Here is a 13,404-nt window from a genome sequence, read left to right as displayed (position 1 = left end):
TCCCACCATGCCCCGCGTCCGGGCCCGGCGGCGGAGTACCACCTGCCCGAAAGGAACGCCACGTGGCAGCCATCCGTCCGACCGAGGCCACCGCAACCTGGTGGCGCGACGCCGCCATCTACCAGATCTACGTACGCAGCTTCGCCGACGGCGACGGAGACGGCACCGGCGATCTCGCGGGAGTACGGGCCAAGTTGCCCTATCTCGTGGAGCTGGGTGTGGACGCCCTCTGGTTCACCCCCTGGTATCTCTCACCCCTGGCCGACGGCGGCTACGACGTCGCCGACTACCGCGTCATCGACCCTGCTTTCGGTCATCTCGCCGAAGCCGAGAAGCTGATCGCCGAGGCCCGCGCACTGGGCATACGCACCATCATCGACATCGTTCCGAACCACGTCTCCGACCGGCACAGCTGGTTCCGGGCAGCGCTCGCGGCGGGCCCCGGCAGCCCCGAGCGCGATCTCTTCCACTTCATGCCAGGACGCGGTGAGAACGGTGAGATCCCGCCCAACGACTGGGTGTCCGAATTCGGCGGCACCCCCTGGACCAGGCTCGACGACGGCCAGTGGTACCTCCACCTGTTCGCTCCCGAGCAGCCCGACCTCAACTGGGCACACCCGGCCGTTCGCCAGGAGCACGAGGACGTACTGCGTTTCTGGTTCGAACGGGGGGTCGCGGGCGTACGCATCGACTCTGCGGCCCTGCTCGCCAAGGACCCGGCCCTGCCGGACTTCACCAAGGGCGTCGACCCCCACCCGTACATCGACCGCGACGAACTCCACGGCATCTACCGCGCCTGGCGTGCGATCGCCGACGAGTACGAGGGCGTCTTCGTCGGTGAGGTGTGGCTTCCCGACTCCGAGCGCTTCGCCCGGTACCTGCGCCCCGACGAACTGCACACCGCCTTCAACTTCAACTTCCTGGCCTGCCCCTGGGACGCCCGGCTGCTGCGTGCCGCTATCGACGACACCCTCGCCGAGCACGCGCCGGTCGGCGCCCCCGCGACCTGGGTGCTGTGCAACCACGACGTGACACGCACCGTGACCCGGTACGGACGCGAGGACACCGGCTTCGACTTCGCCGCGAAGGTCTTCGGCACCCCCACGGACCTGGAACTCGGTATCCGCAGGGCCCGGGCCGCCGCCCTGCTCTCGCTGGCACTGCCCGGCGCCGTCTACCTGTACCAGGGCGAGGAGCTCGGCCTGCCGGAAGCCGACATCCCGCGGGCGCGGATCCAGGACCCCATGCACCTGCGCTCCGGCGGGATCGACCCCGGCCGCGACGGCTGCCGGGTACCGCTGCCGTGGGCCGAACAGGAACCGCACGCCGGATTCGGGTCCGCGGACGAACCCTGGCTGCCGCAGCCGGCCTCCTGGCCGTCCTACGCCGCCGATCGCCAGAGCCGCGATCCCGGTTCGATGCTCAGCCTGTACCGCGAAGCCCTGAGCCTGCGCCGCAGTGAACCCGGATTCGCCGCAGCCGCCGCGGAAACGGCGGACGGGCAGCTGAACTGGCTGCCGTCGCAGCCCGGCGTGCTCGCCTTCACCCGGCCCCACGGCCTGATCTGTGCCGTCAACCTGTCCGGGGCCCCGGTGCCGCTCCCCGGCCACGCGGAGGTGCTGCTGACCAGTACTCCGCTGGACGGCTCCGGCATGCTCCCCGCTGATGCGGCGGCCTGGCTGCGGAGCTGATGCCGCCACCGGGCCGGGCCGACACCGTACGCACCCCTGGCGGTCCGGCCCGAGGTGGATAGCGGGGGAGCGGAGGCTGCGGCACAGTGGTCGTATGGATGATCTCAACGCTCTCGCCGACGAGCACCTGACCGCAGCCCGCGCCAATGCGCACGGGCGCAGCGCGCACCTGCTGCTGCGGCAGGAACCGCTGCGGCAGACGGTGATCGCACTCACCTCGGGATCCGCCCTCGACGAGCACAACGCACCCCCGGCCGCCTCGCTCCAGGTACTGCGCGGCCGGGTCCGGCTCACCGCCGCCTCCGGGGACGTGGAGCTGACAACGGGCGGGCTGCACCCGATTCCCCAGGAACGGCACGGGCTGCTGGCGCTCGAGGACGCCGTGGTGCTGCTGACAGCTGTCAACGACTGAGCGCGCAGGAATACACCTGCGGTACGGAGGCATGAGAGAAAGGTGGCAGCCGGGCCGTCCTTCGACGCGTCCGGTCCCGCCGATTCTTCCCTAGTCCCCCCGGAGTACCAGCGTGCCCAGCAGGACCGACGCCCCCGCCGCGGACCGCACCGCGCCCCCGTCCGGGCGGGCCGCACCGAGCTGGCGCACCGCCCTGCGCCGTACTCCCGTCTCGCTCTGGAACGACGACCTCTCCGACTGGGCGGCGGCCCTCACGTACTACGCCATCCTCGCCCTGCTCCCGGCGCTCCTGGTCACCGTGTCCGTCATCGGTCTGGCGAGCCCCGGCGCCACCAACGCCCTGATCATCGACATCACGGCTTTCGCCCCCGCCGAGTCCGGAGCGGCGCTGCGCCAGCCCCTCGAAGCGGCCACCCACGAGCGCACCGCCGTCTGGCTGCTCGCGGCCACCGGGAGTGTCAGCGCCGTGTGGTCGGCCTCCAGCTACCTGGCTGTCTTCCGCAGAGCGCTGCACGCCATGCACGACGTGAAGGACACCAGGCCCCCGCTGCGCCAGGCGCACATCATCGTGGCGTCCGCGATCGGACTGCTCGTCCTGCTGATGGCCAGTGCGTTCGCCCTGGTCCTCACCGGTCCGCTGGCCCGCTGGTTCGGGGAACGGACGGGCCTGACCCATGCCGGTGAGACGGTCTGGGCGGTCCTCAAGTGGCCCGTACTGCTCTGCCTGGTCGCCTGTCTGATCCTGGTCCTCTTCAGTACCGGTCCGCGTACCGCCCGGGGCCTGCGGCGCGGGTTGCCGGGCGGCGTGCTCGCGGCGTTCCTGTGGCTGGTCGCCTCGGCCGGATTCGCGCTGTACGCCACCCATATCGGCAGTTACAGCCGGCTGTACGGTTCGCTGGCCGGTCTGGTCGTCTTCCTCATCTGGATCTGGTTCACCAACCTGGCACTTCTGGCCGGCGCCCAGTTCAACGTCGAACTCGGACGTGTGAAGGGCGGCGCCGGCTGAGGGCGACAGCCCTTGTGGGAGCGCTCCCAAGTGGGCAGGATGGGGCGATGACCCAGGCAGCGCACGTACGTCCCTATCGACCCGGCGACCGTGAGGCCCTCGCGGAGATCTGCATCCGCACAGCGGACAACGGCGGTGACTCCCGGCATCTGTACCCCGATCCGGAGCTGATGCCGACGTTGTTCGCGGCGCCCTACGCGCACCTCGAACCCGAGCTGACGTTCGTCCTGGACGACGGGTCCGGGCAGGCGGTCGGCTACATCCTGGGGACCGCGGACACCCGGCAGTTCGTGGACGCGTTCCGCAAGATCTGGCTCCCGCAGGTGACCGAACGCTTTCCTGAGCCCGACGGGACGCCGAGCACCTTCGTCGAGGACATGACCGCGCTCCTCCACCGCCCCGAACGCATGATCCTTCCCGAGCTGGACGGACATCCGGCCCACCTGCACATCGACCTGCTGCCGCCGTGGCAGCGCAAGGGGTACGGAAGGGAGCTGATGGGCACCTTCCTGGACGCGCTCCACGCCAAGGGGGTCCCGGCCGTCCACCTGTCGATGCTGGTGGCGAACACCCCGGCCAGGGCCTTCTACGACCGGCTCGGATTCCACGAGATCGAGGTCCCCGATCCGGGGCCGCTCGCCTATCTGGGACGTTCCACCGAGGGGTGTGGCGGCGACCGGCTGGGCAGGTAGTCAGGTGCGAGCCCGGGTGAGGGCCGAGCCAGCCGGTACGGAGGAGTGAGAGACGTGACGGAGCAGAGTGCGTGGGGGTTCGCGGACGACCGGGGGCAGCTGCTGGCGGCGGAGCGGCGCCCTTCGCGTGTGCTCGCCTACATCCAGGCCGGAGCGACGCTGTGGGACTACGGCGTGCGCCCGGAAGGGATCTTCGGTTCCGGTCATGACGGTACGGCCCCCGACCCGGCGAAGACCGGAACGCTCTCGTTGGACACCGTCGACTACCGGGGCGCGGGCACGGGCCTGGACGTGGAGACCCTGTTACGCGGACGGCCGGACCTGGTCGTCGCCGTCAGCTACGGCCACGGCCAGGTCTACGGGCTGGACCCGGACACCGCCAAGCAGTTGGAGGAGCGGGTACCGGTCGCGGTGATCGACGTGGGTCAGGCCCGCACGCTGGGCCGCACAGCCGAGCGGTTCGCCGAGCTGGCCGGCTCGCTCGGCGGGGAACCGGTCCGGGGTGCCGCCCGGGACCTGGAAGCCGCCAGGGAGCGGCTGCGCGCCGTGGCCGAAGCCGTTCCCGACGGCCCGAGGGTGGTGGCTCTGTCTCCGGCCGGCCAGGAGCAGGCGCACATCGCCCGCCCGCCGATGTGGCCCGAACTGCGGGTGCTCGCCGAGCTGGGGGTCAACCTCGTGTCACCGGCCGAGGGTGGGGGAGTCAACTGGTCCACCGCGGACTGGGGCCGGGCGGCGGAGCTCGGACCGGACGTCGTCCTTGCCGACGTCCGGTCGAACGCGACCCCGCTCGGCGAGATCGGTGCCCCCGACTGGCGGGCGGCCACGGAGGCGGCGCGGACAGTCCCGTGGAATCCGGAGCCCCTGTGCAGTCCCCAGGCCCATGCCCGCTTCCTCGCGCTGGTGGCGGACGCCCTGGAGGGGGTGCGGAACGGCTGAAAGAAGTTTCCCAAAAAAGTTCTGCAAAAATACTTTGGGAAAGAGCTGATTCCATCTAGCCTGCCGTCATGGACAGCGACAGCTCGCCCCGAAAACTCGACCCGGGCCAGGACTCGGCGGCGCTGAAGGCGCTCACCCACCCGCTGCGTCTGCGGCTGCTCGGCCTGTTGCGGCAGCACGGACCGGCCACCGCGAGCGAACTGGCGGTCAGGACGGGAGAGTCCTCGGCCTCGACCAGCTACCACCTGCGCGTGCTGGCCAGGTACGCGTTCGTCGCGGAGGCGGAGCACCGGGACGGCCGCGAGCGACGCTGGCAGGCGGTGCACGCCGTCACCTCGTGGAGCAACGAGGGGATGCTGGCCACGTCAGGGGGCCGAGCACTGCTGGGCACGTTCTGGCGTCGCTCGATCGAGCACCTGCAGCACTCGGTGGTCCAGCACGAGGCGGACATCCAGGACGGCCGGCTGGGGGAGGAGTGGCACGAGCCCTCCGGTGTCAGCGATCTGATGCCTCGACTGACACCGGAATCCCTGAGAGAGCTCTGGGACGCCTTCGAAGCCAAGGTGACGGAACTGACCGCCCGTGACGAGCACGATCCCAGTGCCGAGCGGGTCGTGCTGGTCACGGCCGGACTCGCGCTCGCGGCGAGGGAGCCCACGGCACCGGAGTCCACCGAGCCCCTCACCGCGGACCCGCGCTCCGACCGCGGCACACGCCCCGACGCCACGTCCGAGGCCGGCCCTCGATCCAAGGGCACCTCGTGACCCGGCCCGCGCCCGTCACCGCGCACACCGAGTACACCGGGCCGGACGAACGCACCGCGCGGCGCCGCTTCGTGGCGGTGTCGTTCCTGTTCTGGCTGCCGGCCGGTCTGACCGCCGCTCCCATGGTCCTGCTCTTCACCGAACGAGGCCTGGCCCTCGCCGCCGTCGCCGCGGCCTTCGCCGCACACTCCCTCACCGCCGCCGCTCTCGAACTCCCCACCGGCGGCCTCTCCGACGTCATCGGCCGCCGCACCGTCCTCGCCGGGGCCGGAATCCTCAACGTGTGCGCCCTCGCCCTCATAGGGCTCGGAACGGCCGGCTGGGTCCTCGCCCTCGGCATGGCGCTGATGGGCGCGGGCAGGGCCCTGTCCAGCGGACCGGCCGAAGCCTGGTACGTCGACACCGTGCACGCCCGCTCCGGCCCCGACGCCGACCTGCGCACGGGACTGGCGCGCGGCAGCGCCGCGTCCTCGGCCGCCCTGGCCCTCGGCATGCTGCTCGGCGGCGCGCTGCCCTGGCTGCTCGGCCTCGGCCCGGACCTCGGCGCCCGGCTGCGGACGTACACCTCCGACCTCGTTCTGCCGCTCTCCGTCCCCGTGCTCGTGGGCGTGGCCGTCGAGACCCTCTTCGTCCTCTACGTCCTCACCGCACTGCCCGAACCTCCCCGCCCCCGGGCCACCCTGCGCGGTGTGCTGCGCGGTGTTCCGGAGGCCATCGGCGCGGGCCTGCGGCTCGGCGCCCGGGACGCGCTGATCCGCCGCATCCTGATGACCGCAGGCGCCGCCGGCACCGCGCTGGCCGCCCTCGAACTGCTCACGCCCGGCCGCGCCGCAGCCGTCACCGGAGCCTCCGAGTCAGGTGCGGTGCTGTTCGCGGGACTGGCAGCAGCCGGGTTCGTCTGCTCGGCGCTCGGCAGCCAGATCGCCCCGCTCGTCGCCCGGCTCGCGGGCGGGAGCGAGCGTGCGGTCCTGGCGAGCCTCGCAGCGAGTGCCACCGGCCTCCTGGTGCTCGCCGCGACCGTGTCCTCCAACGGAGCGACCGCCCTGACCCTGGCCGTCGCCGGATACGCGCTGGTGTACCTGGGGCTCGGGTCCGCCGGACCCAGTGAGAACGACCTCCTGCACCGCCGCGTCGACACCTCGGGCCGTGCGACCGCTCTTTCCGTGCAGTCGCTCTCGCTGCAGCTCGTCGGGGCGGCCGGAGGGCTGATCGCGGGTGTGCTGCCCGCAGGCCCCCTGCCCTGGCTGCTCGGTGCCACGGTGCTGCTGGCAGGCACCCTGCTGTGGGCCCGTCGCGCCGCCGGCCCGGCCGCAGAGCTCAGCAGCCGGCCGGCGCCCGCCACGGCGGACGGCACCGGCTGACGTCCGCTCCCTACCGCCGCGCGTGAGGACGCCTTCGGTGCCCGTGCAGGGCACGAGGTCTCCCGGCACACCCGGCGCACGAGGCAGAATCGGCAGGAACGTGTCCGCCGACCACCGCGTGCCGGGCACCTCAGCCCGGCGCCACTCCTGGAGATGCTCCTCATGCTCGACAGACTCGCTCTGCTGGTCATCGGCGAATGCGTCGCCGACATCGTCCGGGCGCCGGGCGCGGCGGACCGCGTCCACGCGGGCGGCAGCCCCGCGAACGTCGCGTACGGTCTGGCCCGGCTGGGCCGGAGCACCACCCTCCTCACCCAGCTCGGCCCGGACACGAACGGACGGCTCATCAGGGACCATCTGGCATCGGCAGGGGTCCGTGTGCTCACCGACGGCAGCGGCGCGCCCACACCGTCCGCCGCCGTCACCCTGGACGACGACGGGCGGGCCTCGTACTCCTTCGAGATCACCTGGTCACTGGCCCAGGTGAGCCCGGAGCGGCCGCCGCAGCATGTGCACACCGGGTCGATCGCCGCCGTCGTCGAACCCGGGGCCGGTACCGTCCGGGCCGCCGTCGAAGCACTCCGGGCAACCGCGACCGTCAGCTACGACCCGAATGTGCGGCCGGAGCTGATGGGAGATCACGCCGAGGCCGTACGCAGGGTCGAACGCTGTGTCGCCCTCAGCGACGTGGTCAAGGCGAGCGACGAGGACCTGGCGTGGCTCTACCCGGGTGAGACGCCGGACAGGGCCGCCGAGCGGTGGCTGCGCTCCGGTCCGGCGGTCGTCCTCGTCACGCGAGGAGCCGAAGGGGCGCTGGCGGTCCTCCGGGGTGCGACGCTGAACGTCGACGCGGTCCCCGTCCGGGTCGTCGACACCGTGGGAGCGGGCGACGCGTTCATGTCCGGCACGCTGCACAGCCTGGCAGCGCACGGACTGCTCGGGGAGGGCGGGCGCGCACGACTGCGGTCGCTGGACACCGAGACGCTGGGCGACGTGCTGCGCCACGGGGCGGCGTCGGCCGCCGTGACCGTCGCACGGGCCGGTGCCCTTCCGCCCGACGAGGGCGAGCTCGCGGCGGGACTGACCGGGGCACCTGTCCCAAGGGCCTGAGGACGGCGCCGCCGGTGTCCTCCCGCCCGCCCCGGTCGTTTAGACCTTCATGACCGTGACCCTTACCGACACCGTCCGACCGTCCACGGCCGAGCTGCTGACCGGCGTCCTCCTCGGCGCGGACTTCCGCCGGGAGCACGGCTTCTGGCGGCGGCTGATCAGTACACAACCGTTCCGCCGCCCCGCGGGCGGTACCCCCGAAGAGCGTCTCTCCCTCGCCTACGACCGGCTGCGCATCCTCAACCGCTCCCTCGACAGCGGAGCCCGCCTCGCCGCCGACCCGCGCGCCCTGGCCGCCCTGCACGAATGGCTCGGGCCGGTGGACCCCGCGCTCACCACCGTGGCGGGCATCCACTACAGCCTCTTCCTCGGCAGTCTCCTCGACCACGACGCCGGCACGGACCGCGATCTGTCCGACTTCCTGGGGATGCGGCGCATCGGCACCTTCCTCTGTACCGAGGTGGCGCACGGCAACGATGCCGCCTCCCTGGAGACCACCGCGACGTACGACCGCGAGCGGGACGGGTTCGTCCTGCACACCCCGAACGCGGGGGCGCAGAAGTTCATGCCCAACACCAGCCCGGCGGGCGGGCCGAAGACCGGTCTCGTCGCCGCGCGCCTTCTCGCCGACGGCACGGACCACGGCGTCCACCTCTTCCTGGTGCCGCTCACCGACGACGTACAAGCTCTTCCAGGAGTACGGGTCCGGCGGTTGCCGGCCCGGATGGGCAGCCCTGTCGACCACTGCCTGACCTCGTTCGACGGGCTGTTCGTCGGGCGGGACGCCGTGTTGGGGGGAGGAAGGGGACTCGGCGGGGACGGCGAAGCCGGCATCACCCCCGCCGACCGACGGCGGCGCTTCCAGACATCCATCGGCCGTGTGACCCCGGGGCGGATCTCCATGAGCGCCTGCGCTGCCGGCTCCGCACGCGCCACGCTTGCGGTAGCCGTCCGCTACGGCGGCCGTCGCATGGTCTCCGGCGCCCGGGGCGCCGGGCAGATTCCGGTGAACGCCCACCGGACCCACCACGGGCCGCTCGCCTCGGCCATCGCCACGGTCTTCGCCATGAGTCTTCTGCACCGCAGGGCGCTCGACCGGTGGGAGCGCCGCACCGACGAGAACGGAGCGGAGGCGGAGCGTCTGGTGGCCGTCGCCAAGGGGTGGATCACCTGGCAGGCCCGCTCGGTCATCGTCGAGTGCCGTGAACGCTGCGGCGCACAGGCGTTGTTGGAGAACAACGGCATGACGGAGCTGGTCACCGGGATCGAGGGCGCCATCACGGCGGAGGGCGACAACCTCGCCGTCCACGCCAAGGCGGCGGCCGACATGCTCTTCGCCGCCGAACCCGCCCCAGGGGGCCCCTCGCAGGACGCGGCGGGCGGAGCCGGCAAGACCCAGCCCGACCGGACCCCCGGTGAGCTGGCCGACCCCCGCTTCCTCGGCAGGCTCCTCGACGCGGTGGAGGACATCTGGTTCACCCGGGCCAGGAAACGCGCGCTCCGGGCACCGCACGGTGACGCGCTCGCGCGGTGGAACGCGGCCTCCGGAGCCGCGCTGCGGGGGGTCGAGGCCCACGCGTACCGGCAGGCGGCCGAGGGGTACGCCGAGGCGCTGGCCACGCTTCCCGAGGGCGCCGCCCGGGAGCGGCTGGCCGACCTGGAGCGGCTGTTCGCCCTCCAGTGGGTGGCACGCAACAGCGGGGACCTGCTGGCGGCAGGTCACCTGACCGCCCAGCAGGTCGACGAACTGCCCGAGGCCACCGAGGAACTGATCACAGCCGTTGCCGCACATGCACCCGAACTGGTCGAGTCCTTCGCGCTGCCGGAAGAACTGCTCGCCGACTGGCCGATCGCAGGACCGGACTACACCCACGCGTACGACGACCCGAAGGGCCCCTGGCACCGGGGGTCCGCCGAGCCGTCGCCGCCCGCCGCGCCGTGAGCGGCCGACGGGCTGCCGTCCGGACACGACCCGGGGCGGTGGGCGCCCGGCGTGTGCGCGAGGCCGCAGAGATCCTCGGGCTGCGGGCCGTGCTGCTCGCGTACTGGGGCACGGCATCCCTGCTCGCCCGTCGGCGCGGACGCCGCAGGTGAGAGCCGGAGAATCGGTTCGCCGCAGGTCCTGACCCGAGAACGCAGGTCCTGGCGAGGGAGGGGCCGGTGCGGGGGGACACCGCCCCACCCGCCGTGCCGGCCACGGCGCCTGGGGCCGCCGTTCAGCTGCGTGATAGCTTGCAGAAGCCAGTCACACTCCACGTGGAGTCAGGGAATCCGGTGTGAATCCGGAGCTGACGCGCAGCGGTGAGGGGGACGGGCGGGGCCACGGCCACTGGACACCCTCGGGGGTCCGGGAAGGCGTCCCGTCCGGATGAACCCGAGTCCGAAAACCTGCTGGCACCCGTTCCCGAACCGGGAGCGGTGCTTCGTACCGGGCTCCGCGCTTGAGCCCCAGGACGCAGAGGGACCCTGTGCCGCCCATAGCCAGTACCGTACGCCGAACCGCTCTGCTCACAGCGGGACTTGTCCTGCTGACCGCCTGCGGTGGCGGAGCATCCACCGAAGCGACGCAGGAAGGCAGCGCCGGCTACCCGGTGACGCTGAAGAACTGCGGACGCACCGTCACCGTCGGGTCCGCCCCGCACCACGCGGTCTCCCTGGACCAGGGGTCGACCGAGATCCTGCTCTCGCTCGGCCTCGCCGACCGGCTGGCGGGCACCTCCACCTGGACCGACCCGGTGATGAAGGGGCTGGAGAAGGCCAGTGCGAGCGTCCCCCGCATCGCCGAGAACCGGCCCTCCTCGGAGAAGGTCCTCGACAAGGAACCCGACTTCATCAGCGCCTCGTTCGAATCGACGCTCGGCAAGGGCGGTGTCGCGCCCCGCGAACAGTTCGAGGACCTCGGCGTCCCCACCTACGTCTCGCCGGCCGACTGCACGGCCAAGGACAACAGCAAGGGCGGGGACGGTTCCCGTACGAAGCCGCTGACCATGGAGAGCGTCTACACCGAAGTACACGATCTGGCCAAGGTGTTCGGCGTCCAGGAACGCGGTGACGAACTCGTCGCCCGCCTCCGGGCACGTATCACCGAGGCGACCGCAGGCATCGAGGCATCGGACGCCACCCTGCTCTACTGGTTCGCCAACGCCGAGTCGCCCTACCTCGCGGGGTGCTGCGGGGCGCCCGGCATCATCACCGAGGAGCTCGGCGCGAAGAACGTCTTCGACGACACGCAGGAGGAGTGGCCCCAGATCAACTGGGAGACCGTCGCCGACCGCAACCCCGATGTCCTGGTCATCGGTGACCTGACCCGCATGTCGCAGACCGCCGAGAGCGCCGAGAAGAAGATCCAGTTCCTGGAGTCCAATCCCGCCACGAGGAACATGGACGCCGTCCGGCACAAACGCTACGTCCTCCTCAGCGGCCAGGCCATGAACCCCTCCATCCGCACCGTCGAAGGCGTGGAGCTCGTCGCAGAGGGGCTGCGCGGCTTCGGGCTCGCGGGGTGACCGACACCCGTCAGGACACCTGTCAGGCCGCCGGCGCACGCGCACAGAAGGCACCGGTGTCCCGCCCTGCCGGCGTCCTGCGCGACGGCCTCCTGTGGAGCTGCGGGACGGCGTTGCTGCTCCTGTCCGTCGCGGTCGCCGTCACCATCGGACCCGCCCGGATCTCGGTCCCGGACGTCTGGTCCGCGGTGGCGGCCCACCTCGGCCTCGGGGACTCGCGGCTCACCCCGATCCGGGACGGCATCATCTGGAACCTGCGCATGCCCCGCACCCTGCTCGCCGCGGTGTGCGGGGCCGGACTCGCGGTGTGCGGCACCGTGATGCAGTCACTCCTGCGCAACCCGCTCGCCGACCCGTTCGTGCTCGGTGTCTCCTCCGGGGCGTCCACCGGAGCGGTCGTGGTCGTCATCCTCGGGGCGGGCGGGGGAGCGGTGTCGATCTCGACCGGTGCCTTCATCGGGGCCCTCTGCTCGTTCGCCCTCGTCCTGCTGCTCAGCCACACCCTCGGCGGGACGACCGACCGGGTCGTCCTCTCCGGTGTGGCGGCGATGCAGCTCTTCTCCGCGCTCACCTCCTTCGTCGTGATGACCGCCGCCGACGCCGAGCAGACCCGCGGTGTGCTGTTCTGGCTGCTCGGCTCCTTGAGCGGGGTCGGCTGGACCGATGTGTGGATGTGCGCGGCGGTACTCGCCGTGACACTGCTGATCTGCCTCGGGCACGCCCGTACGCTCGACGCCTTCGCGTTCGGCCAGGACGCGGCGGCCACCCTCGGCGTCCATGTCGCCCGCACCCGGATCGTGCTGCTGTGCACCACGGCGCTGCTGACCGCGGCGCTCGTCAGCTCGGCGGGCGCCATCGGCTTCGTCGGCCTCGTCCTGCCGCACGCGGCCCGCGCCCTGACCGGTTCGGGGCACCGGCGACTTCTGCCGGTCACCGCACTCGCCGGGGCGGTGTTCCTGGTCTGGGTCGACACGCTGGCCCGCACCGTCCTCGACCCGCAGGAGGTGCCGGTCGGAGTGGTCACCGCCCTCATCGGTGTGCCCGCCTTCGTACTGGTCCTGTACCGCACACGGAGGGCCACATGACCGCCGCCGCGAGCGCGGGCCTGCGGGCCGAGCGCGTGACGCGGGAGGCGGGCGGGCGGATCGTCCTCGACGGTGTGGACATCGCGCCGCCGCCCGGCGCCACTCTCGGACTCCTGGGACCGAACGGATCCGGCAAGTCCACGCTGCTCCGCATCATGGCCGGCATCCTCGGCCCGGGCGCGGGCGCGGTGACCCTCGACGGCCGCACCCTCGCGGAGACCGGCCGCCGCACCGTCGCCCGACGCGTCGCCGTGGTCGGCCAGCACGCCACCACCCAGGTCGAGTTGAGCGTCCTGGACGTCGTGCGCCTCGGCCGTATCCCGCACCGCCGTGCCTGGGCTGCGCCCGACCGCGAGGACGCGGACGCCGTGCGCGAGGCGCTGGAGCGCACAGGCCTGGCCGACCGCACCGGGCAGTCCTGGCACACCCTGTCCGGCGGTGAGCGCCAGCGCGTCCAGATCGCCCGTGCACTCGCCCAGCGGCCTCGTGAGCTCCTCCTGGACGAGCCGACGAACCATCTGGACATCCAGCACCAGCTGGAGTTGCTGGCCCTCGTCTCCGCGCTGCCCGTCACCGCTGTCGTGGCGCTGCACGACCTCAACCTGGCCGCGATGTTCTGCGACCGCGTCACCGTGCTGAAGGAAGGACGGGTGGTGGCCTGCGGAACGCCCGCGGAGGTGATCACCGGGGAACTCATCGCAGACGTCTACCGGGTACGGGCGGTGGTGACGCCGGAAGGGCCGGACGGCAGGCCTTCGGTGCGCTTCCTGCCGGGGGCCGCCGCGGGCGGCCGGGTTTCCGGGTGACCGACGGCGAAGGGGCGGGCCCGCGTCGTCCGGGT

12 protein-coding genes and 1 riboswitch are annotated in these 13,404 nt (G+C 72.2%); all 12 genes read left to right on the top strand.

All coding sequences use genetic code 11. The annotated features are described in order from the left end of the window. Positions 1–62 precede the first annotated feature (62 nt). Positions 63–1,691, top strand: a complete 1,629-nt coding sequence (locus ABZS61_RS20025; RefSeq protein ID WP_356422617.1) for a glycoside hydrolase family 13 protein — start codon at positions 63–65, stop codon at positions 1,689–1,691. A gap of 94 nt (positions 1,692–1,785) precedes the next feature. Continuing rightward, positions 1,786–2,103 carry a cupin gene (locus tag ABZS61_RS20020; RefSeq protein WP_356422614.1) on the top strand — a complete coding sequence of 106 codons (318 nt, stop codon included), beginning with the start codon at positions 1,786–1,788 and terminating at the stop codon, positions 2,101–2,103. Between the two features lie 112 nt (positions 2,104–2,215). After that, positions 2,216–3,109 carry a YihY/virulence factor BrkB family protein gene (locus tag ABZS61_RS20015; protein WP_356422611.1) on the top strand — a complete coding sequence of 298 codons (894 nt, stop codon included), beginning with the start codon at positions 2,216–2,218 and terminating at the stop codon, positions 3,107–3,109. 47 nt (positions 3,110–3,156) lie between these two features. After that, positions 3,157–3,801: a GNAT family N-acetyltransferase gene (locus ABZS61_RS20010; protein ID WP_356422608.1), complete on the top strand. Its 645-nt coding sequence runs from the start codon at positions 3,157–3,159 to the stop codon at positions 3,799–3,801. A 54-nt stretch (positions 3,802–3,855) separates the two neighbouring features. Next, positions 3,856–4,737 carry an ABC transporter substrate-binding protein gene (locus ABZS61_RS20005; protein ID WP_356422605.1) on the top strand — a complete coding sequence of 294 codons (882 nt, stop codon included), beginning with the start codon at positions 3,856–3,858 and terminating at the stop codon, positions 4,735–4,737. Between the two features lie 68 nt (positions 4,738–4,805). Beyond that, positions 4,806–5,501, top strand: coding sequence for a helix-turn-helix domain-containing protein (locus ABZS61_RS20000; protein WP_356422602.1), 696 nt, complete (start codon positions 4,806–4,808; stop codon positions 5,499–5,501). After that, positions 5,498–6,862, top strand: a complete 1,365-nt coding sequence (locus tag ABZS61_RS19995; protein ID WP_356422599.1) for an MFS transporter — start codon at positions 5,498–5,500, stop codon at positions 6,860–6,862. Before ABZS61_RS20000 ends, ABZS61_RS19995 begins: the two co-directional genes overlap by 4 nt. 162 nt (positions 6,863–7,024) lie before the next feature. Continuing rightward, positions 7,025–7,972, top strand: coding sequence for a carbohydrate kinase (locus ABZS61_RS19990; protein ID WP_356422596.1), 948 nt, complete (start codon positions 7,025–7,027; stop codon positions 7,970–7,972). A gap of 49 nt (positions 7,973–8,021) precedes the next feature. Continuing rightward, positions 8,022–9,914 carry an acyl-CoA dehydrogenase gene (locus ABZS61_RS19985; protein WP_356422593.1) on the top strand — a complete coding sequence of 631 codons (1,893 nt, stop codon included), beginning with the start codon at positions 8,022–8,024 and terminating at the stop codon, positions 9,912–9,914. A gap of 283 nt (positions 9,915–10,197) precedes the next feature. Then, positions 10,198–10,383, top strand: a riboswitch (cobalamin riboswitch). Between the two features lie 57 nt (positions 10,384–10,440). Further along, positions 10,441–11,478 carry an ABC transporter substrate-binding protein gene (locus ABZS61_RS19980; protein WP_356422590.1) on the top strand — a complete coding sequence of 346 codons (1,038 nt, stop codon included), beginning with the start codon at positions 10,441–10,443 and terminating at the stop codon, positions 11,476–11,478. 56 nt (positions 11,479–11,534) lie between these two features. Then, positions 11,535–12,563, top strand: a complete 1,029-nt coding sequence (locus ABZS61_RS19975) for an iron chelate uptake ABC transporter family permease subunit (RefSeq protein WP_356422587.1) — start codon at positions 11,535–11,537, stop codon at positions 12,561–12,563. Beyond that, positions 12,560–13,369 (top strand): ABC transporter ATP-binding protein, encoded by an 810-nt coding sequence (locus ABZS61_RS19970; protein WP_356422584.1) that lies wholly within the window; start codon positions 12,560–12,562, stop codon positions 13,367–13,369. The genes ABZS61_RS19975 and ABZS61_RS19970 overlap by 4 nt, the downstream gene beginning before the upstream one ends. Positions 13,370–13,404: the final 35 nt, after the last annotated feature.

The organism is Streptomyces sp. NPDC005566, assembly GCF_040605575.1.
GTDB lineage: Bacteria > Actinomycetota > Actinomycetes > Streptomycetales > Streptomycetaceae > Streptomyces.
This window is presented reverse-complemented; position numbering and strand designations above follow the sequence as displayed.